At 55.0% G+C, this 23,473-nt stretch carries 20 protein-coding genes; 11 read left to right on the plus strand and 9 right to left on the minus strand.

Features of this window, described 5'->3' with window-relative positions:
* The first annotated feature begins 148 nt into the window (after positions 1-148).
* The 9 genes from AC07ED_RS14835 to AC07ED_RS14875 all read left to right on the plus strand — a co-directional run bounded on the left by AC07ED_RS14835 (position 149) and on the right by AC07ED_RS14875 (position 11,302).
* Positions 149-1,585, plus strand: a complete 1,437-nt coding sequence (locus AC07ED_RS14835; protein ID WP_105236431.1) for an NAD(P)-dependent oxidoreductase — start codon at positions 149-151, stop codon at positions 1,583-1,585.
* A 38-nt stretch (positions 1,586-1,623) separates the two neighbouring features.
* Positions 1,624-2,289: a hypothetical protein gene (locus AC07ED_RS14840; protein WP_158664568.1), complete on the plus strand. Its 666-nt coding sequence runs from the start codon at positions 1,624-1,626 to the stop codon at positions 2,287-2,289.
* 75 nt (positions 2,290-2,364) lie between these two features.
* Positions 2,365-6,903: a glutamate synthase large subunit gene (gene gltB, locus AC07ED_RS14845; protein WP_105236133.1), complete on the plus strand. Its 4,539-nt coding sequence runs from the start codon at positions 2,365-2,367 to the stop codon at positions 6,901-6,903.
* A 177-nt stretch (positions 6,904-7,080) separates the two neighbouring features.
* On the plus strand, positions 7,081-7,287 hold the full coding sequence (locus AC07ED_RS14850) for a hypothetical protein (protein WP_158664567.1): 207 nt from the start codon (positions 7,081-7,083) through the stop codon (positions 7,285-7,287).
* Between the two features lie 19 nt (positions 7,288-7,306).
* On the plus strand, positions 7,307-8,287 hold the full coding sequence (locus AC07ED_RS14855) for a DUF6976 family protein (RefSeq protein WP_105236132.1): 981 nt from the start codon (positions 7,307-7,309) through the stop codon (positions 8,285-8,287).
* A gap of 279 nt (positions 8,288-8,566) precedes the next feature.
* Positions 8,567-9,307: a monofunctional biosynthetic peptidoglycan transglycosylase gene (gene mtgA, locus AC07ED_RS14860; protein WP_478242363.1), complete on the plus strand. Its 741-nt coding sequence runs from the start codon at positions 8,567-8,569 to the stop codon at positions 9,305-9,307.
* Positions 9,308-9,388: 81 nt separating this feature from the next.
* Positions 9,389-10,054 (plus strand): FtsZ-binding protein FzlA, encoded by a 666-nt coding sequence (fzlA, locus tag AC07ED_RS14865; RefSeq protein ID WP_067552609.1) that lies wholly within the window; start codon positions 9,389-9,391, stop codon positions 10,052-10,054.
* The gene (gene queG, locus AC07ED_RS14870) at positions 10,035-11,075 is read left to right on the plus strand and encodes a tRNA epoxyqueuosine(34) reductase QueG (RefSeq protein ID WP_105236130.1); all 1,041 of its coding nucleotides are present in this window, start codon (positions 10,035-10,037) and stop codon (positions 11,073-11,075) included. The genes fzlA and queG overlap by 20 nt, the downstream gene beginning before the upstream one ends.
* A 38-nt stretch (positions 11,076-11,113) precedes the next feature.
* On the plus strand, positions 11,114-11,302 hold the full coding sequence (locus AC07ED_RS14875; protein ID WP_105236129.1) for a hypothetical protein: 189 nt from the start codon (positions 11,114-11,116) through the stop codon (positions 11,300-11,302).
* Here the strand turns inward: AC07ED_RS14875 and AC07ED_RS14880 are convergent.
* The 4 genes from AC07ED_RS14880 to AC07ED_RS14895 all read right to left on the minus strand — a co-directional run bounded on the left by AC07ED_RS14880 (position 11,299) and on the right by AC07ED_RS14895 (position 17,334).
* Positions 11,299-13,518 carry a PAS-domain containing protein gene (locus AC07ED_RS14880; RefSeq protein ID WP_105236128.1) on the minus strand — a complete coding sequence of 740 codons (2,220 nt, stop codon included), beginning with the start codon at positions 13,516-13,518 and terminating at the stop codon, positions 11,299-11,301. The two genes, AC07ED_RS14875 and AC07ED_RS14880, sit on opposite strands and share 4 nt — an antisense overlap.
* On the minus strand, positions 13,515-14,687 hold the full coding sequence (locus tag AC07ED_RS14885; protein ID WP_105236127.1) for an FIST N-terminal domain-containing protein: 1,173 nt from the start codon (positions 14,685-14,687) through the stop codon (positions 13,515-13,517). Before AC07ED_RS14885 ends, AC07ED_RS14880 begins: the two co-directional genes overlap by 4 nt.
* A gap of 60 nt (positions 14,688-14,747) precedes the next feature.
* On the minus strand, positions 14,748-15,422 hold the full coding sequence (locus AC07ED_RS14890) for a response regulator (RefSeq protein ID WP_245918094.1): 675 nt from the start codon (positions 15,420-15,422) through the stop codon (positions 14,748-14,750).
* Positions 15,423-15,576: 154 nt separating this feature from the next.
* Complete coding sequence (locus tag AC07ED_RS14895; RefSeq protein ID WP_105236126.1) at positions 15,577-17,334, minus strand: PQQ-dependent methanol/ethanol family dehydrogenase; 1,758 nt, start codon at positions 17,332-17,334, stop codon at positions 15,577-15,579.
* A 211-nt stretch (positions 17,335-17,545) separates the two neighbouring features.
* Here AC07ED_RS14895 and AC07ED_RS14900 point away from each other — a divergent pair, with 211 nt between their 5' ends.
* Both AC07ED_RS14900 and AC07ED_RS14905 read left to right on the plus strand, forming a co-directional pair.
* Positions 17,546-18,520, plus strand: coding sequence for an ABC transporter substrate-binding protein (locus AC07ED_RS14900; RefSeq protein ID WP_105236125.1), 975 nt, complete (start codon positions 17,546-17,548; stop codon positions 18,518-18,520).
* Between the two features lie 27 nt (positions 18,521-18,547).
* On the plus strand, positions 18,548-19,162 hold the full coding sequence (locus AC07ED_RS14905) for an ABC transporter ATP-binding protein (RefSeq protein ID WP_105236124.1): 615 nt from the start codon (positions 18,548-18,550) through the stop codon (positions 19,160-19,162).
* Here the strand turns inward: AC07ED_RS14905 and AC07ED_RS14910 are convergent.
* From AC07ED_RS14910 to AC07ED_RS14930, 5 genes are all read right to left on the minus strand, one after another.
* Positions 19,159-19,707, minus strand: coding sequence for a tetratricopeptide repeat protein (locus AC07ED_RS14910; RefSeq protein WP_105236123.1), 549 nt, complete (start codon positions 19,705-19,707; stop codon positions 19,159-19,161). The genes AC07ED_RS14905 and AC07ED_RS14910 overlap by 4 nt on opposite strands.
* A 77-nt stretch (positions 19,708-19,784) precedes the next feature.
* Complete coding sequence (locus AC07ED_RS14915; protein WP_105236122.1) at positions 19,785-20,573, minus strand: ABC transporter permease; 789 nt, start codon at positions 20,571-20,573, stop codon at positions 19,785-19,787.
* The gene (locus tag AC07ED_RS14920) at positions 20,570-21,289 is read right to left on the minus strand and encodes an ABC transporter ATP-binding protein (protein ID WP_105236121.1); all 720 of its coding nucleotides are present in this window, start codon (positions 21,287-21,289) and stop codon (positions 20,570-20,572) included. The genes AC07ED_RS14915 and AC07ED_RS14920 overlap by 4 nt, the downstream gene beginning before the upstream one ends.
* A gap of 11 nt (positions 21,290-21,300) precedes the next feature.
* Positions 21,301-22,260, minus strand: coding sequence for a YVTN family beta-propeller repeat protein (locus tag AC07ED_RS14925; protein ID WP_105236120.1), 960 nt, complete (start codon positions 22,258-22,260; stop codon positions 21,301-21,303).
* Positions 22,261-22,263: 3 nt separating this feature from the next.
* Positions 22,264-23,436, minus strand: a complete 1,173-nt coding sequence (locus tag AC07ED_RS14930) for an ABC transporter substrate-binding protein (protein WP_105236119.1) — start codon at positions 23,434-23,436, stop codon at positions 22,264-22,266.
* Positions 23,437-23,473: the final 37 nt, after the last annotated feature.

Raw genomic sequence — 23,473 nt, forward strand, 5'->3', positions numbered from 1 at the left:
CAGTATGGGTTACCTAAATTTTGATCAATTGTCTGACTTTCAGAGTGTTCGGAGCTCGATGATTGAAAAATAGGTCAGCACTTTTGACTTTTCTTTTCTTTTGAGAAGAATTAATCAGCAAATCCGAGAAGACTGCGGAGGGATGCCTGTGGCTACTGAAAAGATGCTAAAGTTCGTGACGGTTGGCCGTGACATGCCCGAAAAGCGTGGCGCGGAAGTTCGTCGTGAGGACTTCAACGAAATTTATTCCGAGTTCGCTGCTGCGAAAGCAGAAGAGCAAGCGAGCCGCTGTAGCCAGTGTGGTGTGCCTTATTGTCAGGCGCATTGCCCGCTGCACAACAACATCCCTGATTGGCTCCGCATGACTGCCTCTGGCCGTCTGCAAGAAGCATATGAGATCAGCCAAGCGACAAACACTTTCCCAGAAATCTGTGGCCGCATCTGCCCACAAGATCGTCTGTGCGAAGGTAACTGCGTTATTGAACAGTCTGGTCACGGCACTGTCACCATTGGTTCGGTTGAGAAGTACATCACTGACACCGCGTGGGAACAGGGTTGGGTTAAACCGATCGTTCCTGCCGCAGAGCGTAGCGAATCCGTTGGCATCATCGGCGCTGGTCCTGCGGGCCTCGCTGCGGCTGACGTTCTTCGTCGCCAAGGCGTTCAGGTCACAGTGTATGACCGTTACGACCGCGCTGGCGGTCTGCTAACCTACGGTATTCCGGGCTTCAAGCTCGAAAAAGACGTCGTGATGCGTCGTATCGCTCAGTTGGAAGAAGCAGGCGTCGAGTTTGTCATGAACTGTAACGTTGGCGAAGATCTGACCTTTGATGCGATCCGTGGAAAACATGACGCGATCCTCATTTCGACAGGTGTTTACAAAACCCGCGATCTGGTTGCTCCGGGCTCTTACGCGTCTGGTATCGTTCGTGCTATCGATTACCTCACCGCGTCGAACCGCAAGAACTTTGGCGATGATGTTCCTGAATACGATTCGGGCGAATTAAACGCAGAAGGCAAAAACGTCGTTGTTATCGGCGGCGGTGACACCGCGATGGACTGCGTTCGGACTGCGATCCGTCAGGGCGCGACCTCGGTGAAGTGTCTCTATCGTCGTGACCGTGCAAACATGCCGGGTTCGCAGCGCGAAACTCAAAACGCAGAGGAAGAAGGCGTCGAATTCGTCTGGCTCGCTGCGCCGAAAGGTTTCGAGGGCGATGCTGCGGTTACTGGCGTTGAAGTTCAGAAAATGCGTCTGGGTGCACCAGATGCGTCTGGCCGTCAGATGCCTGAAGTGATCGAAGGTGCTGACTATGTCGAGCCCGCAGACCTCGTGATCAAAGCGCTGGGCTTTGAACCCGAAGACCTGCCGAAACTCTGGGGCGTTGATGGTCTGGATGTGACCCGTTGGGGCACTGTGAAAGCGGACTTTGGCACAGGCCAAACGAGCCTCGACGGTGTTTATGCAGCGGGCGACATCGTTCGTGGTGCATCGCTTGTTGTTTGGGCTATCCGTGACGGCCGCGATTGTGCTCAGTCCATCCTGTCCTACCTGAACCAATCGGCAACGGTAGCAGCGGAATAAGGCTTGCGATGAACGGTTTGCGCTCCCTCTCCTTGGTTTTGACAGCGGTTTGTGCCGCTGGCTCTGCCGTGGGTGCGCAGCAGGTTGCTTTGCCCGAGGGCTGTGAGGCTTACGTCAGCATGCAGAAACGCAGCTGCACTGTGTCTCACATCTTTCATTGTGCAAATGATCCCGAAGGCTATCAGCGGCGTGTCGATTTCAATCAGGAAGGCATGACCTATCTGGGTATCATCGACGCCGAAGCCCAATGGATCGAGAGTTTTTCACCCGCCCGTGGTGAGACAACACGATTGATGGCTGGGGCTCTCGACCCTGCGTCCTTGACCGAGTTGTTGGCAACAGGCGGCGACACGTTCGAGTTTTTCACGAACGGTGATGTAAACGGGGCGACCCAATACATTGGTGAAGACCAGCTAACCGGCGAAACCGAAACTATCGATGGTGTTGATGTTCTGGTTACCAGCTTTGTGGTGCAGATTGAACGCTCCAACGGTGACATCGAAACTGTTCAAGGCAACGAATACGTCCATCCCGAATGGCGCACGTTCCTATCTGGTGTGCGCACATTCACGACCGCCAGCGGCGAAAAGATCACTCAAGATCACCGCCCTGTCGACTTTATCTTTCCGGGCGAGGGCGGGTTTCTGTCCATGACCCCGATCTATGACTGTGGCGCTACGCTGTCCAAGGCGGTGCGTTCATGAACCTGATTACTAATCATGACTGCGGTTGCGCGACGGTTGCGCCCGACAATGTCCTGAATTCCAAGGAGATGCCTCATGACCATCTATGATGAAAACTGGGTCGCAGCCGAAGAGGCAAAGCGCGAGTGGATGTCGAAGAACAGCCTCTACCGTACCGACGACGAACATTCGTCTTGCGGTGTAGGGCTTGTTGTTGCGCTGGATGGTAAACCGTCCCGCAAAGTGGTCGATAACGGGATCAACGCGCTCAAGGCGATTTGGCACCGTGGCGCTGTCGACGCTGACGGCAAAACGGGTGACGGCGCGGGTATCCACGTTCAGATTCCTGTGACCTTCTTCTACGACCAAATCCGTCGCACTGGCCACGAGCCAGATATGAACAAACTGATCGCAGTTGGTCAGGTGTTCCTGCCGCGCACCGATTTCGGCGCTCAAGAGCGTTGCCGCACGATTGTAGAGTCCGAAGTACTCCGCATGGGTCACTACATCTACGGCTGGCGCCACGTTCCAGTGAAAACCGATTGCCTTGGTGAGAAAGCGAACGCGACCCGCCCTGAGATCGAACAGATCCTGATCCGTTGTGAAAAGGACATCGACGAAGAGCAGTTCGAGCGCGAACTCTACATCATCCGTCGTCGGATCGAGAAAGCAGCTCTCGCGGCACAGATCCCGTCGCTGTATTTCTGTTCGCTGTCCTGCCGTTCGATCATCTACAAAGGCATGATGTTGGCAGAGCAGGTTGCGGAATTCTATCCAGACCTGATGGACGCACGTTTTGAATCGGCATTCGCGATTTATCACCAGCGTTATTCGACCAACACCTTCCCTGAGTGGCGCTTGGCTCAGCCGTTCCGCATGCTTGCGCACAACGGTGAGATCAACACCATCAAAGGCAACATCAACTGGATGAAGAGCCACGAGATTCGCATGGCTTCTTCGACATTTGGTGACATGGCTGAAGACATCAAACCGATTATCCCTGCTGGCACCTCCGACTCGGGTGCTCTGGATACTGTGTTTGAGGTTCTTGTTCGCGCTGGTCGTAACGCACCGATGGCGAAGACGATGCTTGTCCCCGAAGCATGGTCGAAGCAGGGCGAAGACATGCCGCAGGCGTGGCAGGACATGTATTCTTACTGCAACGCTGTGATGGAGCCTTGGGATGGTCCGGCTGCTCTCGCCATGACTGACGGTCGTTGGGTTTGCGGCGGTCTCGACCGTAACGGCCTACGTCCACTGCGCTACGTTGTTACTGGCGACGGTCAGCTGATCGCTGGCTCCGAAGTTGGTATGGTCCCGACCGATGAAGCGACCGTTGTTGAAAAAGGCGCGCTTGGTCCGGGTCAGTTGATTGCCGTCGATATGAAAGAGGGCAAGCTCTACCACGACGTCGATATGAAGAACAAACTCGCGTCCGCTCAGCCGTTCGGTGACTGGATCGAGAAAGTCGTCGATCTGACCGATCTGATGGGCAACGTCGAAGAAAAGACCCTGTTCTCTGGCGACGCACTGCGTAAACGTCAGGTTGCTGCTGGCTACTCACTCGAAGAGCTTGAGCAGGTTCTGGCAACGATGGCCGAGGACGGCAAGGAACTCATCGCGTCGATGGGTGACGATACGCCGTCTGCGGTTCTGTCGAAACAGTACCGCCCGCTGTCGCACTTCTTCCGTCAGAATTTCTCTCAGGTCACCAACCCGCCGATTGACTCGTTGCGTGAAACACGCGTGATGTCGCTGAAAACACGGTTCGGTAACCTCAAGAACGTGCTCGACGAAGACAGCTCGCAGACCGAAATTCTGGTTCTGGAAAGCCCGTTTGTTGGCAATGCTGAATTCGACAAAATGGTCGAACAATTCGGCGATAGCGTTGCGTTCATTGATTGTACGTTCGAAGCTGGATCGGATCAGGAAGCCCTGCGTCAGGGCCTGGCTCGCGTTCGTTCCGAGGCAGAAGATGCGGTGCGTTCGGGCGCTGGTCACATCGTTCTGACCGACGAACATCAGAACGAAAACAAAGTTCCGATGCCGATGATCCTCGCGACCTCGGCGGTCCATTCGTGGCTGACCCGCAAAGGTCTGCGGACGTTCACATCGATCAACGTGCGTTCGGCTGAATGTATCGACCCGCATTACTTTGCTGTTCTGATCGGCTGTGGCGCGACCACTGTGAACGCTTATCTGGCACAAGACTCGCTCGCGGATCGTATTGAACGTGGCTTGATCGATCTGTCGCTGACAGACGCAGTTGAAAACTACCGCGCTGCTGTCGACGCTGGTCTGCTGAAGATCATGTCGAAGATGGGTATTTCGGTTCTCGCGTCCTATCGCGGTGGTCTGAACTTTGAAGCTGTGGGCCTGTCGCGTGCGATGGTTGCGGAATATTTCCCAGGTATGCACAGCCGCATTTCGGGCATTGGTCTGCACGGTATCCAGCACAAGCTGGAAGAAGTGCACGCGAAAGGTTGGAAGTCGGGCGCAAACGTGCTGCCGATCGGTGGTATCTACAAATCGCGTCGTTCGGGCGAAAAGCACGCTTGGGAAGCGTCGACTATGCACTTGCTGCAGTCGGCATGTGACCGTGCGTCTTATGAACTGTGGAAACAGTATTCGACGGTTATGCAGTCGAACCCGCCGATTCACCTGCGCGATCTCTTGGCGATCAAGCCGATGGGCAAGCCAGTTCCGATTGAAGAAGTTGAATCGATCACCTCGATCCGCAAACGCTTCGTAACGCCTGGTATGTCGCTTGGCGCACTGTCGCCTGAGGCACACAAGCTGCTGAACGTTGCGATGAACCGCATTGGCGCGAAGTCCGACTCTGGTGAGGGTGGTGAGGATCCAGCACACTTTGTTCCTGAGCCCAACGGTGACAACCCATCGGCAAAGATCAAACAGGTTGCTTCGGGTCGTTTCGGTGTAACAGCCGAATACCTGAACCACTGTGAAGAGCTTGAGATCAAAGTCGCTCAGGGTGCGAAACCGGGTGAAGGTGGTCAGCTGCCTGGCATGAAAGTGACCGACCTGATCGCACGTCTGCGTCACTCGACCAAGGGCGTGACGCTGATTTCGCCGCCGCCGCACCACGACATCTACTCGATCGAAGACCTCGCTCAGCTGATCTATGACCTGAAACAGATCAACCCGACTGTTAAGGTTACGGTGAAACTGGTTGCGTCGTCGGGCGTTGGTACGATTGCGGCTGGTGTTGCGAAGGCAAAAGCCGACACCATCCTGATTTCAGGTCATAACGGTGGTACAGGTGCTTCACCTGCGACCTCGATCAAATACGCGGGTCTGCCGTGGGAAATGGGTCTGACCGAAGCACACCAAGTGCTCGCGATGAACAACCTGCGTGACCGCGTTACTCTGCGGACCGATGGTGGTCTGCGGACAGGTCGTGACATCGTCATGGCAGCAATGATGGGTGCGGAAGAGTTCGGCATCGGTACGGCTGCTCTGATCGCGATGGGCTGTATCATGGTGCGTCAGTGCCAGTCGAACACCTGCCCAGTTGGCGTTTGTACTCAGAACCCTGAACTGCGCGCCAAATTCACCGGCACCGCAGAGAAGGTCGTGAACCTGATCACTTTCTACGCAACCGAAGTTCGCGAAATCCTCGCGTCGATCGGTGCACGTAGCTTGAACGAGGTTATGGGCCGTGCAGATCTGTTGACACAGGTATCGCGTGGTTCTGCTCACCTCGACGATCTTGACCTTAACCCGCTGTTGATCACGGTCGATGGCGCGGAAAAGATCAAATACGACCTGAACAAACCGCGTAACGTTGTTCCAGACACACTGGACGCTGAGATCGTTAAGGACGCCGAGCGCTTCCTGCGCGATGGTGAGAAGATGCAGCTGGAATACGCTGTTCAGAACACCCTGCGGACCATCGGTACGCGCACGTCGAGCCACATCGTTAAGAACTTCGGTATGCGCAACTCGCTGCAGCCCGATCACCTGACGGTGAAACTTAAAGGTTCTGCGGGTCAGTCTCTCGGTGCGTTTGGCGCACCGGGTCTGAAGATCGAAGTCTCTGGCGACGCGAACGACTATGTCGGTAAGGGTCTATCGGGCGCGACAATTGTTGTACGTCCTCCGATGAACTCGCCGCTGGTTGCATCTGAGAACACCATTATCGGTAACACAGTTCTGTATGGTGCGACTGACGGCTACCTCTTTGCGGCAGGCCGCGCGGGCGAGCGTTTCGCTGTACGTAACTCTGGTGCGAAAGTGGTTGTCGAAGGCTGTGGTTCCAACGGTTGTGAATACATGACTGGCGGCGTTGCGGTTATCCTCGGCTCGATCGGCCCGAACTTCGGTGCTGGTATGACTGGCGGTATGGCCTACCTCTATGATCCTGAAGGCGCGAATGAGCCTCTCATGAACATGGAAACCTTGGTCACCTGCCCAGTCACCGTTGATCACTGGGAAGCTCAACTGAAAGATCTGGTTGAGCGCCATGCTAAGGAAACCGGTAGCCGCAAAGCTGCTGAAATCCTTCAGCACTGGGAGATGGAGAAGGCGAATTTCGTGCAGGTGTGCCCGAAAGAGATGCTCGTACACCTCAAGGCGCCACTGACGAACGAAGTCGCGGCAATGCCCGCCGAGTAAGTCAGCCAAAATAAGCATGCAGAAAACGCCGGCAGCACACTGCCGGCGTTTTTTATCAACAGATTTAATTTTTTTAATTTATAAAACGAATTAGACAACTGCCGTTGAGGACCAAAAGGGGTTCTCGGCACTCACGAACGACCCCCTTTTTTGTTTTTAATTAGGGAGAAGGTCGGCATGTCCACTATTCCATCAGCAAAGCTAAAAGCTCTGCTAACCAGCAACAGTGACCTTTCAAAGGCATCGCTGGGCACTCGCATCATGCTTACGCGGATGCGCCTTGAAGTTCAAAACAACCCTGCGTCAATTGATGCCGTTGTGACTGAACTTCAGCAAACCACTGATACCAAACCGCAATTGGCGGCTGATTTGGCAAACATCTAAGGTAACAAAGGTTATAAATATGAAAAACGAACTCTTGAGTGTTGCCGAGGCCGCTGAACGTATCCAGTCGGGTGATGTTTTGGTCGTAGCTGGTAGCAGCAATCTGATGGCCCAATTGCCGACTGGTAAGTGGATCGGTGGCTCGACCGCATACTTTGTTACTGAGAATGGCGGTGCCGTAGTTCTGGATAAACTGTTCTGCACCACCATTGATGACGCAACTGATGCGACTGTTCGCGTTGTGTCTCCTGACGAAGTTGCGACCATCTCGAAAGGCTATAAAGCTGGTGGTTTCACGGTCATCCTCGTTCCCGCAATGACCGATGCGCACATTCGCTTTGCTCTTGATAGTGCCAATGACGCAGACCTCTTTGATCAGCCGCTGGTAGGTTGGGTGACGGGCGTGCATCTCGATAATCTTGGCAGCGAAGCCTCTGTCGTCGTAGATGGCAGCACAGGTGCGAAGCTAGAGAACGCTGCAGTTCTGCTGCACGTGGAGCTGCCTGCTGGGTCGTCCGTTGATTTCGACATCGTGAACATCTTTACCCAAGGCGAAGAGATGTCGGTCGTCTTTTCCGAAACAGGCTTCACCGCGCGAACTGCAAAAGTGAACGGCGTTGAAGTGAACCTCGCGCAGTATCTGACTGACAATGCGATCGACACGCGTCTGCCGCTTGTGGCGAACTACGCTGGTTCGATGGTTAACGTGTCTGTTCAAGCCGTTGATGTTGCGGATGGCCGCGTCGATTTCTATGCGCCGATCGTTGCTGGTATGGAATACAAGCTCGCAGCTCCGCAGCCTGACTATGCGGCAGCTTTCGCCAACAGCATCGGTGAAGCTGGTGTCGGTCAGTATTCCTGTAACTGCATCCTGAACTACCTCTACGGCGACCTCGAAGGCAAAAAGACTGGTGGTTTCACTGGTCCTGTGACCTTTGGTGAAATTGCGTATATCTTGTTGAACCAAACTTTGGTCAAACTCGACGTCAAAGCCGCCTAAGTTCCCTAGAATGGCGCGGTCTTCTGGTCGCGCCATTTTTTTGCCCTGAAATTACCTTTGGTTGATCAAAATATCCTTAGGTTGTTTCAAATTATCGACCAATTCTGTCCTCATATTCTCAATTGTTTCGATTGATGAGTATTGAGAGGGGAGCATGAGACAGTCCCACCTACAGATTGCAAATACCGCCTCCATCCCTGCATTGCGGGCAATTGATGTTGTGGTGGAAAAACCCTCTGCAAAGCTGACTTTGCAGTTGGGTGACATCCAACTATACCTGTGGCTATGTCCAAAGCCACGCGTCGCAAATCGTCCGTCCAATCGCAATCACTTGCGGCTCGTTTACGCTCAGGCGTGAGGCGTTGGGCGTTTCGGGCGCTATGGGCTGTTTTAGGTTTTGGCCTTTTTGTTATTGTCCTGTTCTCGATCGTGAACCCGCCGATTACGCCCTATATGCAATCTGAAAGCTGGCGGTTGGGATCGATTGATCACGAATGGGTCGCGATGGAAGACATTGCGCCAGTTATGGCTCGTAGTGTTGTTGCTGCTGAAGATGCGGATTTCTGTTTGCATTGGGGGCTGGACGTATCCGCTATTCAGCTCGCAATGGCGCAGGGTGGCGCTCGTGGGGGCTCCACCATCTCTCAGCAGGTCGTAAAAAACGTCTATCTCTGGCAGGATCGGAGTTGGTTTCGAAAGCTCCTAGAGGCGCTTATGACGCCTGTAGTCGAACTGGTTTGGTCCAAAAACCGCATCATTGAAGTCTATCTGAACGTTGCTGAATTCGACGAAGGTGTCTTTGGTGTGGGCGCCGCAGCCCAACACTATTTTGGTGTTAATGCGTCCCAATTGACTGCGACACAGGCGGCACGGCTGGCAGCGGTTTTGCCGTCGCCAAAGACCCGAAGTGCATCACGTCCAGATCGAGCGTTGATCAACCGCGCATCTAGCATCGCGGATGGTGCTGCAACAATTCTGAACGATGGGCGCGCAGCCTGTTTCACGGCGACTTCCGGCTAGTTCGTTGAGTCCTTCGGGGTCCTCCCTTGATCCTTTCGCGGGAGGCTGGCATGGAGAGAACAATACCTTTCGGAGCTAGTGATGAACGTACTGTATCATTTTCCCCTGTCCCCATTTTCCCGCAAAGTGCGACTCTGCCTTGGTGAAAAGAAGGTAGAGGTTAAACTGGTTGAAGAACGGTATTGGGAACAAGATCCTGAATTCCGTCGCCGCAACCCCGCGGGCAAGGTGCCCGTTTTGAAGATGGGCAACAAAATGCTGACCGAGAGCATGGCGATTTGCGAGTACCTCGAAGATACATTTCCTGAACCAGCACTCATGCCGCGCACCGCGGACGGCAAATACGAAGTGCGCCGTATCGTGTCGTGGTTCGATGACAAGTTCTATCACGAAGTCACATCCAAGCTGATGGGCGAACGTGTGTTCCGCAAACTGATGGGCACAGGTTATCCTGATAGCTCAAACGTCAAAGCAGGCGCCAAAGCGATCAAGTATCATTTGGACTACATGACGTGGTTGCTGGAAAAACGCCGCTGGTTGGCTGGGAATGAATTGTCCTTGGCCGATTTCGCGGCTGCGTCGCACCTGTCCTGCCTCGACTATGTGTCTGATGTGGATTGGAACCGTTCTGAGGTGGTGAAAGACTGGTACGCAAAGATCAAATCGCGCCCAGCGTTCCGATCGATCCTCGCGGATAACATCCCTGGTTTTCCGCAGTCACCGCAGTATGCAAACCTTGATTTCTAAGGATCAGCTAAAGGCCTACGCCATTGATGCCGGTTTTTCGGCAATGGGTGTGTGTCGGCCTGATGCAGTTCCTGAAATTGCGGATCGTCTGCAGGTTTTTGTGGACGAGGGTCGTCATGGTCAAATGGCTTGGATGGCCGAGCGTATGAACTGGCGTGGCAATCCAGCGGCGCTCTGGCCCGAGGCCAAGTCGGTCATCATGCTGGCCGAAGCTTATACGCCGAACCATGACCCGATGACGGTCGTGGGGCAGCCCGATAAGGCTGCGATTAGCGTTTATGCCCAGAACCGAGACTACCATGACGTCGTCAAAAAGCGCCTAAAGGCCGTCGGTCGCTGGTTGCTATCGCACTACCCTGACGAACAGATCAAAGTTTTCGTCGATACAGCACCCGTGATGGAAAAGCCGCTCGGTCAGGCGGCGGGTCTTGGGTGGCAAGGCAAACACACGAACCTCTTGGGTCGCGAGTTAGGGAGTTGGTTCTTCCTCGGTGCGATTTTCACGACGATTGAATTCGAGCCTGATGCTGCAGAGCAAAGCCACTGTGGGTCATGCACCGCGTGCCTCACGGCCTGCCCGACTGATGCGTTTCCCGCGCCGTATCAACTCGATGCACGGCGGTGCATTTCATATCTAACCATCGAACACAGTGGGCCGGTTGACCTCGACCTCAGGGAAAAGCTCGGCAATCGGATTTACGGTTGCGATGATTGTCTTGCCGCCTGTCCATGGAACAAATTCGCGGTTGAGGCGCGGGAGGTCAAATATGCCGCCCGTGAGGACTTGATCGCGCCTGATCTGGCCGAGCTGGTTTTGCTGGACGACGCTGCGTTTCGGGCAAAGTTCTCGGGCAGTCCAATCAAACGCATTGGGCGAAACAGATTTGTGCGTAACGTGTTGTATGCGATCGGAAATACGGGGGATGCTGCCTACATTCCGTTCGTTACGCCATTGAGTTCAGACCCCGACGCCACTGTTTCGGACGCTGCCCAATGGGCTATGGATCGCATTTCGCGCTAAAATATGGTATGGCGTGATCCCGATAGGAGGAGAATGCCATGCAACGACATATCACCGATCATCCCAAAACCCGTTTGGAAGCGCCGCGTGTTCGGGCCTATTTGGTCATTGATCGTCAGACAAAACGCCATCGCGCCTATGATGTTTTGCATCGTCAACACAAGGCATCGGGTTCGGAAACGGCCGTCGTGAAATTCTGCGAGATTGACCGCGGATACGATGCTTAATTCCTCGACCCGGCCGTTTCGAGAAACAGGTGAAGCGAGATCGGATCGATCGGTTTATTCAAAACCTCAACGCCGATATTCGCGCTTAAGGCTTGCACATCGATGTTTCGATTTGCCGTGATCAGGCGTGTTGGAACGCGCCCAATAAGGCTGCGCAACCGCTTGATCACATCGGTTCCCAATTCACCATTATCCAGCTGGAAGTCGATGAGCATCGCATCGGGCGCGAGGTCGATTTCAGTGATCAATCGGGCGGCTTCTTCGCCCGATGATACGTCGAGAACCTCTACGTTCCACTTTTCCAACAGCAGCGTTAACGCGCGGCGCATGTCCAAATCGTTCTCGACGAGCAAAACGACAAGCCCGTCGTGCCGCCATGCCGTTTGAGCGGGCACGGAGAGCCGTGATGGCGGAATATGTGTTGTGTCGTCGGCAAGCGGGACTGTGACCTTAAAGGCAGTGCCTTTGCCCTCAGTCGACTCGACCGTCAGCGGATGTCGCAACAATGCGCATGCGCGGTCCACGATGGCCAGGCCAAGACCGAGGCCCTCGGATGCAGAGGATCGCGCGTTGAGGCGATGGAATTCCTTGAAAATCGTTTCGTGTTCAGAGGCTGGAATCCCCGGCCCCGTATCCCATACCTCGACCCGCACCGAACGACGTGTTCTGCGGGTGCCGACCAGAACCGTGCCTTCGTTGGTGTAGCGAACTGCGTTGGAAATCAGGTTTTGAAGAATGCGTCGTATGTAGGTCGCATCTGATTTGACCCTCAGATCAGAGGGCAGGACCTTGAGCCGTAGTCCTTTTTTCGCAGCAATTGGTTCGAACTCGTCTCTCAGCTGGCGAAGTAGTGCACCCAGATCGATCTGGTGAATATCGACCGCAGCACGTCCTGACTCTAGTTTGGAAATGTCCAAGAGGGCTTCGATGATGTCTTGGACAGAGGTCAGCGCATTCTGCGCTTTGCTCACGACTTCACTGTGGCGTGGATCGGTGAGTTCCTCGCCGATTGACGACAAATAGAGCGTTGCAGCGGACAGTGGTTGCAGAAGGTCATGCGATGCCGCCGCCACAAAGCGTGAGCGTGATGCAATCGCCCGTTCCGCTACTGCCAGTGCATCTTCGAGTTCGAGGGTGCGTTCCGTCACGCGCTGTTCGAGCGATTCATTGGCGAGCGACAGCGCGCGAGCCGCATCTTTTTCAGCGGTGATATCGGTGATCGAAATCACGAAGCCTTTGTCGGGCATCTCTTCCGCAAAGAGGTCAAACCACCGGGTTTCACCGCGTTTAAATTCGAACCTGAGCGGCGGGCGCGGGTCGGTCCGCGTGACCCAGCGCATCAAACCACCACCCGTCACATCACCTTCGATTGTGATATCGTTCTCGATGAGTTTGAGAATGATTTCGAAATCCAGTCCGATCCGAATTTGGGTCAGGGGGATGGACATGAGGTGCGCAAGCCGTTGGTTGAACCCCACAAGCCGCTGATTGTGGTCAAAAATGCCGACGCCTTGGTTGATGTGTTCGAGCGTTGCGCGGATCAGTTTCGCCTGATCATCCATCAGACGACCACGCTCCATCCGCTCCATCCGAATGATGTCGGAAATGTCGGTCTGCATGACCACGGTCTGCCCACCAGCCATTCGGTGTTCGCTCACCTGAACCCAGCGATCCCAGATCATGCGGACGTTGAACATCACATGTTCTTCGCCGTGGCGCAGCATCCGTTGCGCCACCCATGCCTCGGCGGATGAACCGTCGGGCAGGTGGAGGTATCGGCTACGGCTCACCATCCCGACATAGTCGTTAAAGCTAAGCCCAGGGCGCAACTGACTGCGAATGTCGGGCATGTGCATGCCGAAACGGCTGTTGCACATAATGAGTGTCCCGTCCGAGTCAAAAAGACCAAAGCCCTCTTGGATCGTTTCAATCGCGTTAGCGAGGTCAGAGCGGGCGCGTTCGGTTTCGAGGTTCGCCGTTGCGAGCCGCGCGTTGGATTCGTTCAAAAGGTCGAGCGCATGTTCAAGGTCGCGCGTGCGTTCGCGTACCTGCTCTTCCAAAAGGACCGCACGCTGGAACTGGGTATATGCCGCGCTGCGGTCGTCGTGGTTCTGTTCGACACGCTGCATCAGTGCATCACAGATTTTCAGCAGCTTATCTCGCTGCCGTTCAATAGGTTCAGATAGGTCGATCAGAGTGAGCGAATTGGGTGTCATTCACCATCCGGCGCGAAAATCGCCACCCCTGTCATCGTTTGGTTCACATGCATACTGTTGATCTGTTCGCCGTAGGTGGAGAACCCAACGACGCGATTGTTCGCCATAATCTGGGACAAAGCCGTCGTCGCCTGTTTTTCCTGCGCTTCTACCCGTCGTAAGATACAATCGCAGGCAAAAATCGCATCAGGTTTACGGCCTTTTCCGATGGCATTGAGTTCCCGTTCCAAGTGGGTGGCCATGTCCTCTGGTTCGGCAAGCGCGAGGACCAGCCCTTCGTCGATGGCTGAGAAGAACACCAAGTCCCCATTGTCCAAGACACGCTGGATGGCGCGAACATGGTGCGTGCCGCCAAAGCGCACGACCACGGGGTGGGCTGCAAAGGTAAAGGCGGACAGTTGTTCAGGGTCTTTGCCGAGGAGCCGCGCATATTCGCGCGCGGCGGGCTCTGCGTTGATCTTACGGACGATCCGGCGTTTCGGGTCGGCCTCTGTCACGACCATGCGAATTTCGGTTGGTTTCAGGTGATCGAGGCTAAACACATGGACAGGACAAATCGTGCGGACGAAACACAAAACAGCCGCGTGGGCATGGACCTGCCCATCCAGTGACACAAGCGTGGCGCCAAATCGATCGCCGTCACCTGCCGATCCTCCAAACAGAGGGACAGGACCTAGTCCGCTTGAAATTGCAGAAACGACTTCGTCCTCTTTGACAGACAGGCCATCGACGGCGAGGAATGCGAATTCATGCTGCCATTCTGGTGCTTGCGAGGTGAGGATGGTCCGCGTGCGGATCATTTGTCCGACGATTTCCTGTTGATCGAGGTCCTCAAGGTCTGGGATCAACATCGGTGCAGCCGCGAAATGGGATGCGGGAAGACCCATCGCTACAATAGTCTTTTCGTCATAACCACCCCGACCAAGCTCGCCTGCGGTGGTGCACCCGATCACATGCTCGGTTGGTAACGCTTGCGTTGCTTCGGCAACGACGGATTTAAAGTCCGAACAGGGGCTCGCAAACAGAATGACTAGCGCAAAAGGACCATCGCCCAATGCGTCGCTGAGTGCTGCAATAGGATCTTTAGCGTCACAAGGTACCTGTGCCGACTTCACTATTCCTGTCAGATGAGTCGCTGCATTTAGCAACGACTTCCCGCTTCCTCCCATAGCCCCCCTCCTTGGCTAATCGACCCACGCGGGTGGCGAGTCGAAGGGATCGTATGCCTGTCAGGACATGTCGTGCAAGACAGATGCAAAGCTGGCCTCCTGTGCCATCAAAACCGCTTGTGTGCGACTTTGGACACCCAGTTTGCGCATGATCGCCGTAACGTGTGCTTTTACCGTAGTTTCGGCAATTGTCAGATCATAAGCGATCTGTTTGTTGAGTTTTCCTTCGCAGATCAACTGAAGAATGCGGGCCTGTTGGCGTGTCAGGCGAGACAAGCGGGCAATGGCCTCTTCGTGGTCGGTCAGCGGTGTGTTTGGGTCTGTGTCGAGCGGAACCCCTTCGGGGACGTAGCGTTCGCCACGTGCGATTTTGTCGAATGCCATGCGGAACACATCGCGCTGACTATGTTTGGGGACAAACCCCGTAGCACCCGCACGAATGCAGGACCCAATCATTCGATGGTCAGCCATGGATGACACAACGACAATAGGTGTGATCGGCACGGCTGTGCGCAGGCGGATGAGGCCATCCAGGCCGCTCACGTCTGGCAAATTCAGATCCAAGACAATGACGTCAGGCGTAGCGCCGTTCGCTATTTTCCGAAGGCCAGTTTCGAGATTCTCTGCCGTATCAATCTGCTGAATGGCAGCAACGGTCCGCAGGGTCATGGACAACGCATCGCAAAAGAGCGGGTGGTCGTCGATGATCAGGGCGGTTGCGAAAGTGTTTGTCATGGGCATTGCGCGTAAAGGATACATGGTCAGAGTCCGGAGTTATCGGAACACTAGGCTAACAGGGTAGCGGCCATCCTCCTACGACACAAAGGTCTTATGTCAAAAACAAAGAAACGCGCCCGAAGGCGCGTTCCAAAAGTTCATATTGGCTAGATTAGGAGCCAGCGAGTTTGAATGTCCAAACCATGCCACCTTGGTTCAGGTAGTTTACACGGTTTGCAACTTCGCCACCCCAGAGCGGAACAGCGCCACCCCAGCCAGATACGACCGACACATACTGCGCGCCGTCCATTTCCCAAGTGACAGGCTGACCAACGATGCCCGAACCAGTCTGGAAGGACCAAACTTCTTCGCCAGTTTCGTCGTTCAGTGCGATGAACTTGCCTTCAGGTGTGCCGAAGAAAACCAGACCGCCAGCCGTGGTCATAACACCACCCCAGAGCGGAGCTTCGTTGCGGTATTCCCACTTGATATCGCCCGAATCTGGGTCGATCGCTTTAAGCGAACCGATGTAGTCTTCGAACAGTGGTTTGATGGTGAAGCCCGAACCGAGGTAGGCAGCGCCTTCGCGGTAGGTCACAGGCTCGTTCCAGATATCCATGCCCCATTCGTTCGACGGAACGTAGAAGTTACCGGTACGCTGAGAATAGGCCATCGGCATCCAGTTCTTACCACCGAGGAACGATGGAACAGCAAAGACCATTTCGCCTTTGTCGCCGTCAGATGCTGCACTCGGGTCACCAGGACGGTTGTCTTCGTTGTAAATCGGACGACCGTTTTCATCGATGCCCGAAGCCCACGAGATGTCACGCACGAATGGCGTTGCATGCACAAACGCACCGTCTTCGCGGTTCAGAACGTAGAAGAAGCCGTTACGGTCAGCCGTTGCAAAGCGGTCGTTGCCTTCGCGGTCGGTGTAGGCAACCACTTCGTTCACACCGTCAAAGTCCCAGCCTTCGCGCGGGGTCGTTTGGAAGTGCCATTTGATCTCGCCAGTTGCGGGATCGATGCCGAGGCGGGATGCTGCGTAGAGGTTGTCGCCTGCATTACCTTCGACAGGTGTGCCAGCGTTGCGGAGGTGCGAGTTCCAAGGCGCAGGGTTACCAGCACCAAAGACCAGCGTATCGGTTTCAATGTCATACGAACCACCGAGCCACGTTGCGCCGCCGCCAGTTTTCCACATGTCGCCCGGCCAGGTCGCGTTGAGCGTGCCAGTCATGGTCGATTCTTCGCCATTCAGGGTGCCCATGTGACCTTCGATCACCGGACGGGTCCAGACGAGCTCACCCGTTTCTGTGTCGCGTGCTTGGACTTCGCCAACGATACCGAATTCACCGCCCGAGTTACCGGTGATGATGAGGCCGTTCACGATGAGCGGTGCAGCGGTGTAGGAATAGCCAGCGCGGTAATCTGCAATTTTCTTGTTCCAAACAACGTCGCCAGATTTCAGGTCCAATGCGACCAGACGAGCGTCGAGAGTACCGAAGAAAATTTTGTCGCCGTAGATCGCAGCGCCACGGTTGATCACGTCACAGCAAGGCAGAATACCTTCGGGGAGACGTGCGTCGTATTGCCAAATTTCTTCGCCAGTGTGGACGTCAATCGCGTAGAGGCGCGAATACGAACCAGTGACATACATAATGCCATCGTAAACAAGCGGCTGGGTTTCCTGACCGCGCTGTTTTTCACCGCCGAGCGAGAACGCCCATGCAGGCACAAGGTTCTGAACTGAGTCAGTGTTGATCTGATCCAACGGGCTGTAACGCTGAAGGTTACGACCCATACCGTTGGTCACGATTTGATCTGTAATGGTTTGGTCATTGGCCACTTCTTCTTCGGTGACCTGTGCGGTTGCCTGCGTTGATGCCAGTGCCATAAGGCTGACCGACGCGGCCATGATGAAACGCTTCATCTGTTCCTCCCGTTCTCGAATTCGAGGGTCTTAAGAAGGACGGATGGACTCCGCACTTCCTCCCCGCCGCAAGTATTGGGAGCGTTTAATCCAAGGGGAATTACACCATGGTCGTAGCTATGGTCGTAGATGCAGCTGCAGCAATTGCGCCTATGGTCGTATTTCCGCAAAGCTGTGCGCTGATAGTGTTCCTTCAACTAGGGAGGAATAAATGACTTTACTCAAGACGCTGGGTTCAGCGGCTGTTTGTGCCGTGATTGCAGCCTCTTCGGCCTTTGCCGAAACCCCAGTTTTGCGTGCTGCGGTCATGGAATCGGGCACAGTGAACTGGGAGCTGGACACGATCACCCATTACGGATTCGATGCGGATCACGGCTTTGACCTTGAAGTGACAGGCATGGGCGGTGGCAACGCGTCTCAGATCGCGTTCTTAGGCGGTGAAGCAGATGTAATCGTGTCGGATTGGCTCTGGGTTGCGCGTCAAAAAGCAGCCGGCGTTGATCTGGTTTTTATTCCATACTCTAAAGCGGTAGGTGGTCTATTGGTCAAAGACGACAGCCCAGCACAGACCTTGGCCGACCTGAACGGCGCAAAAATCGGGATTGCTGGTGGGCCTCTCGATAAAAGCTGGCTGATCCTGCGTGCCTATGCAAAGCAAGAGTACGGCATGGACCTCGTTGCGCAGACTGAACAGGTTTTTGGCGCTCCGCCTCTGATTGCCGAAACGGCCCTTTCAGGTGAAACCCAAGGTGCGATCAATTTTTGGCATTGGGCTGCGAAAATGGAAGCGGGTGGGATGCACAGTCTGATCGATGTTTCGACGGCCGCAGAGGCGTTGGGGTTAGACCCCGAAACACCGTTGTTGGGCTATGTATTGCATGGTGAGACTTTCGCCGAAAATCCTGATATAGTTTACGCGCTGGCCGATGCGTCTGCCGATGCCAAGGCGTTGCTTGCGACTGATTCCTCTGCTTGGGATCGTTTGCGGGACCGCATGAACGCGAAGTCAGATGAGCAGTTCGAAGCTCTCAAGGCGGGCTTCATCGCGGGTATTCCTGCTGCTGGATCAGTTGATGAAGAAGCCGCGGCGCGGATGATGGCGCTTATGATTGAACTTGGTGGTGCAGAGTTGGTGGGTGACATGACTGAAATGCCTTCGGGCATATTCCTTCAGCCACGGAACTAAGAAGTGGCGTCCACTCTCAGAAAAACAATGGAGCCCGCTTTGGCGGGCTCGGCCGTTTTGGCGGTCGAATTGGACGGTTTCGCTATTAGGGGAACGCCAATTCTCGGCGCGCTCGCTCTCGAGGTGGCGCGAGGTGAAACCGTTGCTCTGACGGGGTCATCTGGGATCGGTAAGACGACATTGCTGCGGATCATTGCGGGGCTTGAGTCTGGCTATCACGGAAAAGTCCGATTGCGCGGTGTCCCCGCCGTCGTGTTTCAAGAGCCGACCTTACTGCGCTGGCGAACCTTGGTGCAGAACCTATGCCTCGCCACGCGCATTTCCGAACGCGATGCCTTGGATCATTTGGCCAGAGTGGGATTGGCGGACAAAGCTGACCTTTTCCCTGATCAACTCAGCCTCGGGCAGCAGCGAAGGCTATCACTCGCTCGGGCCTTCGCCCTGCGTCCTGATATCCTGCTGATGGACGAACCGTTCGTGTCGCTTGATCCGTCCTTGGCCGAAGAGATGATGACGCTCTTTGAAAAGCTCAGGGCCGATGATCAGCCCGCAACACTTCTGATCACACATGAAGAGCGCGAAGCTGAACGATTGGCGGACCGCATCGTTCGGCTGGATGGCCGCCCTGCAGTGGTCGTTTAGAACAACGGTGAGAATTTCCAGTTGTCCGCGTCAGGTGTAATTTCATTCAGATCATAGTCTGCGCCACGTAGGCGCTGAGCAATTTCGACGCCTTGCGATGCGGCTTGATCAACAAATGTTTTGCCTGCCTCGCTGTCCTGTTCGACGCCCCAGCCGCGCATCAAATCGATGCCGTGGTTAAACATGCCGACTGGATCGCCCGCTTCGGCGGCTTGACGGTTCCATTCTGCTGCGGCCTCGGGGTCGATGTAGCCGTCGCCACCAAACCCGTTGTCCTCCATGTAGGCCATCCAAGACATCGCGGCGGAATAGCCAGCATCAGCGCAGGTCTCAAAAGTAAGGCGGGCGCTGTCATGGTTGCCACCTTTGGTCATCAAATACCCCGCAGCGCAGCCTGTCATCGAAGTCTCGCCGCGGCTCATATCCTCGAGGATACGATCCATGGTTAGTTCTTCTCGGTTAAGGTCTCCGTAGAGCGATAGATCATCTTCTTCGGCCAAGACGGGTGTCACGAGAATTGCGATGATGAAAGCAAACTTAAACATATGCGTCGTCCTCCCTATCCGTTGAGACTAGCGAAAACCCCAAGAAAAGTCGCCCTTCCTATGGTCGTAGATCGGCGTCAGCCCTTTTTGCGGATCATACCTCGGGCAGGGTCGTATCCCCAGATGGCCAGTGCGAGAAATGCAGCGGTCGCAAGGAGACTCCACCCTAGAGCGGGCAAATTGAATTGCGCATAGAGGGCAAATCGGACCAATTCGACGGCTTGGGTAAAGGGATTTACAGCGCAAATGTCGTGCAACAAACGGCCCGCCTCGGCCATTTTCCAGAGTGGGTATAGAGCCGAGGACAGAAAGAACATCGGGAAGATCACGAAGTTCATCACACCTGCAAAGTTCTCTAGCTGCTTCACGAACGATGAGAGCGCGAGGCCTAAGGCGCCTAGCATCAACCCGCCTACCAATAGGGCGGGGAATGCGGTGATGTACCCGAAGGCGGGCATCCGAATGCCGTAGATTCCCGCGATAAGAAGGAAGGTGTAGCACTGTAGGATGCTGATGATCGCAACTGCGACCAGCTTGCAGAACAGCAACCACCAACGCGGCAGAGGGGCCGTTAACAGCACCTTCATCGATCCCATTTCACGATCGTAGACCAGCGATAGTGACGACTGCATCCCGTTGAACAGCAGGATCATGCCGCACAGTCCGGGGATGATGTAAATCTCGTAGGTGATGTAGGTCAGGTAGGGCGGCGTGATCGAGAGACCGAGCGCCGCGCGGAATCCTGCTGCAAAGACCAAAAGCCAGACCAATGGACGGACCAAGGCCGCAACAAAGCGCTCGCGTTGACCGATGTAGCGGAGCGCCTCGCGTTGAATAATGGCGATGAGGGCGTTGAAGTAGATCATGCTGTCTCACCGACCATTTCGAGGAAGGCAGTCTGCAGGGGGCGGTCATCGGCGATGCTGTGAGCGGTGTCAGATGCCAAAACCTCGCCTTTATGAAGGATAACTAAATCGTCGGTCAGGCGGACTTCGTCGGTCAAATGTGTCGCCCATAGAACCGTCATTTGTGTGTCGTCGCAGAGATCATGAACGTGGCTCGTGATCGCGGCTCTGGCTGGAGCGTCGAGACCAACCGTTGGTTCATCCAGCAGCATAACCGCAGGTCGATGAAGTAGCGCTCGTGCGATCTCTGTCCGCCGTCTGTGGCCGCCGTTCAGGGCGCGGACTTTCTCGGATGCACGTTCCCGCATGCCCAAACGATCAAGGGCTTCATCAATACGCTTTGCTGCCGTTTGACCTGACAACCCATGCAGCGCCGCAAAATACCGCAAGTTCTGCGCGACCGTCAGATCAAGGTCGAGTGTGGTTTGTTGAAAGACTACTCCCATCTGAGCGAGCGCGGCTCTCGGCTGGGTTCTTATGTCATGACCTGCAATCGCGATTCCACCTTGCGGAGCTGCCAATAATCCCGTCAGCAGGGAAAAAAGCGTGGATTTCCCTGCTCCGTTCGGTCCGAGGAGGGCACAAAACCGGCCTTCATCGATGCTAAAGCTGACGCCATCTAGCGCCACCTTCGAGCCGTATCGGTAGTGCAGATCACTGACGCGGAGAGCGCTCACTTAGTCGTCCTTTACTCAGTCGGTCGAAATGCTGCGCCCCAAGGGAACCGACCGACCTTGATTGTGCGGATCGGTGTGCGGCTTGCAACATCAATCACCGTGACGTCCCCAGAGACGCCGTTGGTGGTGTAAAGCTCTGTGTTGTCGTCGTTGAATGCCATGTGCCAAACGCGGCGGCCCACGAGGATGTAGTCTTCGACTTCAAACGTCTTCGCGTTGATCGTCGCGACATGGTTAGACGGACCCAAGGTTACGAATACCGTTTCACCGTCTTCGGTAAATTCAAATCCGACAGGTTGGATATTATCAGGGTGAACCCCTGAGATCTCGAACGTGATTTTCGCGATCTCCGATTGGTCGGCCACGTTAAACACAGTCACGGTGCCGCCGATTTCCGAGCTTACCCAAAGCTGGCTTCCATCATGGGTGAATTCTGCGTGACGAGGACGGCTATCGACCAAAGTGTTCGCGAACAGTTCGTGCGTTTCTGTGTTGATCCAATGCGCCATATTGGTCGTTTCAGAGGTCGTAATGGCAATCAAACCGTCAGGTGAAATTGCCATACCTTCTGGTTCAATGCCTACGTCAATTTGGGCGATGACTTTGCGGGTCTCGACATCGACTACGGTGGCAATCGCATCGTCTTCGTTGGCGATGTAGAGGTGCCGATTGTCGGGGTGCAGCGCGAATTGTTCGGGGTCTTCGCCAGAGGGCAGATCGTGTAGGATTTCACCTGTATTAGGGTCGACAACCTGAACTGTGTCGCTGTCAGATGCGCAGATATAAACGACCGAGTAATCCTTGGAGAATGTGATCCCGCGGGGGCGTTCGCCTACCTCGATCGTGCGTGTGACTTCGTAGGTTTCCGTATCGATGACGCTGACGGTGTCGTCGTGTTCATTGGTGACCCAAATCTCACCAGACATTGCAGGACTTGCCGCCAGTAAGGCGGGGATCAAAATCTTTTTCATAAATTACTCCTTAAACGCTGAGCATCGGGACTCGGGTTTATCAATCCCGAGTGTGTCTAGCTCGTTAACTGGGTGTAAAAAGCCGTCCATCGGGGGCACCGCGATGACCGCATGAGCATGGACGACAGGGATCGGCTGACGCATTTGGCCATTCCAATCCCGAAACGAAAGCGGACGGCCTTTGAATGCGCCGAGTTCAAATTCGGGCGATAAGATGTAGTCGCGCAAGACGGAGGCATCATCTGATCCTGTGCGCGTGACAGCTTCGCCGATGGTGCGGATGGCGGCGAAAGCAGCGTAGTCGACCGAACGCATCGAGCGGCCTGCGTACTCTTCGAACCTGTTCTGAAGCTGAACACCGCCCCATTGCTCCATCACAGGGGACCATGCGACGGGTTGTGCACCTTCGGACCCGGCCAAAAGCACGGGCTCCCAGGTATTGAACGGTAGATACCGCGCGAAGTCGCCCGTTTCATCGGCGACGAGCATCGCGTCGTGGTTGTGAAAATCTTGGGTGAACAAAGGCACTTCGGCACTGGCGGCGCGGCGCATATTCGCGTCGAAAACCCATTCTTTTTCATCTCTGATACGCAGGCCGAATTTAGTTGCTGACCGCCGCAAAGCGTTTGCGAATGCGATGTCTGGCTCATGGGTGCCCGACACCATCACGAGGTCGGTCCACCGCCGTGATTGTAGGAGCTGCATAAGAGCGTCCGACCGCATTGCGTAACTTGGTAGTGTGTGCAGCAGGTTTGTTCGGCATCCGTCGTCCCGTAGCGCGTCATCGTAGTTCGATACGTTAAAGAACAGGGCGTCTTGCGCCGCCTCCAGATCAGCGATCTGGGTCATTTCTGCGCTGGGCGCATCAATCAAAATGAGGTCGGTGGATGCCAGAATTTCATTGGCGGTTGCCACAAGATCACCGCCCACAGGAACGCTGCGAATATCCAGCGTGAAAGTCTGGCCGAGGAATTTCCCCGTGGTGATGTTGTCCGCTAGCCCGACAAAAGCACCGGCGATTCCTTCGTCTTCGGGGACGGCATCGAGGTTCGATAAAACAGGTGGCCTGTCAATTTCTTGACGCAGATAGGCAATATTCACAACGGTCTCGGCAACGACAGGCGCTGCCAAGCAAAGCGCAAAAAGCCCGCAAAATGTGCGCGTTACGGTCTTCATAGCGATCCTCCCTCACCGCAGCCTAGGGCCTCAGAGA

Source organism: Aestuarium zhoushanense (assembly GCF_056431045.1).

Bases quoted from the DNA above. Each gene is read 5' to 3' on its own strand.
- gltB (WP_105236133.1), top strand. From the start codon at position 2,365: ATGACCATCTATGATGAAAACTGGGTCGCAGCCGAAGAGGCAAAGCGC.
- AC07ED_RS14850 (WP_158664567.1), top strand. From the start codon at position 7,081: ATGTCCACTATTCCATCAGCAAAGCTAAAAGCTCTGCTAACCAGCAAC.
- AC07ED_RS14855 (WP_105236132.1), top strand. From the start codon at position 7,307: ATGAAAAACGAACTCTTGAGTGTTGCCGAGGCCGCTGAACGTATCCAG.
- fzlA (WP_067552609.1), top strand. From the start codon at position 9,389: ATGAACGTACTGTATCATTTTCCCCTGTCCCCATTTTCCCGCAAAGTG.
- queG (WP_105236130.1), top strand. From the start codon at position 10,035: ATGCAAACCTTGATTTCTAAGGATCAGCTAAAGGCCTACGCCATTGAT.
- AC07ED_RS14875 (WP_105236129.1), top strand. From the start codon at position 11,114: ATGCAACGACATATCACCGATCATCCCAAAACCCGTTTGGAAGCGCCG.
- AC07ED_RS14880 (WP_105236128.1), bottom strand. From the start codon at position 13,518: ATGACACCCAATTCGCTCACTCTGATCGACCTATCTGAACCTATTGAA.
- AC07ED_RS14885 (WP_105236127.1), bottom strand. From the start codon at position 14,687: ATGGGAGGAAGCGGGAAGTCGTTGCTAAATGCAGCGACTCATCTGACA.
- AC07ED_RS14890 (WP_245918094.1), bottom strand. From the start codon at position 15,422: ATGACAAACACTTTCGCAACCGCCCTGATCATCGACGACCACCCGCTC.
- AC07ED_RS14895 (WP_105236126.1), bottom strand. From the start codon at position 17,334: ATGAAGCGTTTCATCATGGCCGCGTCGGTCAGCCTTATGGCACTGGCA.
- AC07ED_RS14900 (WP_105236125.1), top strand. From the start codon at position 17,546: ATGACTTTACTCAAGACGCTGGGTTCAGCGGCTGTTTGTGCCGTGATT.
- AC07ED_RS14905 (WP_105236124.1), top strand. From the start codon at position 18,548: ATGGAGCCCGCTTTGGCGGGCTCGGCCGTTTTGGCGGTCGAATTGGAC.
- AC07ED_RS14910 (WP_105236123.1), bottom strand. From the start codon at position 19,707: ATGTTTAAGTTTGCTTTCATCATCGCAATTCTCGTGACACCCGTCTTG.
- AC07ED_RS14915 (WP_105236122.1), bottom strand. From the start codon at position 20,573: ATGATCTACTTCAACGCCCTCATCGCCATTATTCAACGCGAGGCGCTC.
- AC07ED_RS14925 (WP_105236120.1), bottom strand. From the start codon at position 22,260: ATGAAAAAGATTTTGATCCCCGCCTTACTGGCGGCAAGTCCTGCAATG.
- AC07ED_RS14930 (WP_105236119.1), bottom strand. From the start codon at position 23,436: ATGAAGACCGTAACGCGCACATTTTGCGGGCTTTTTGCGCTTTGCTTG.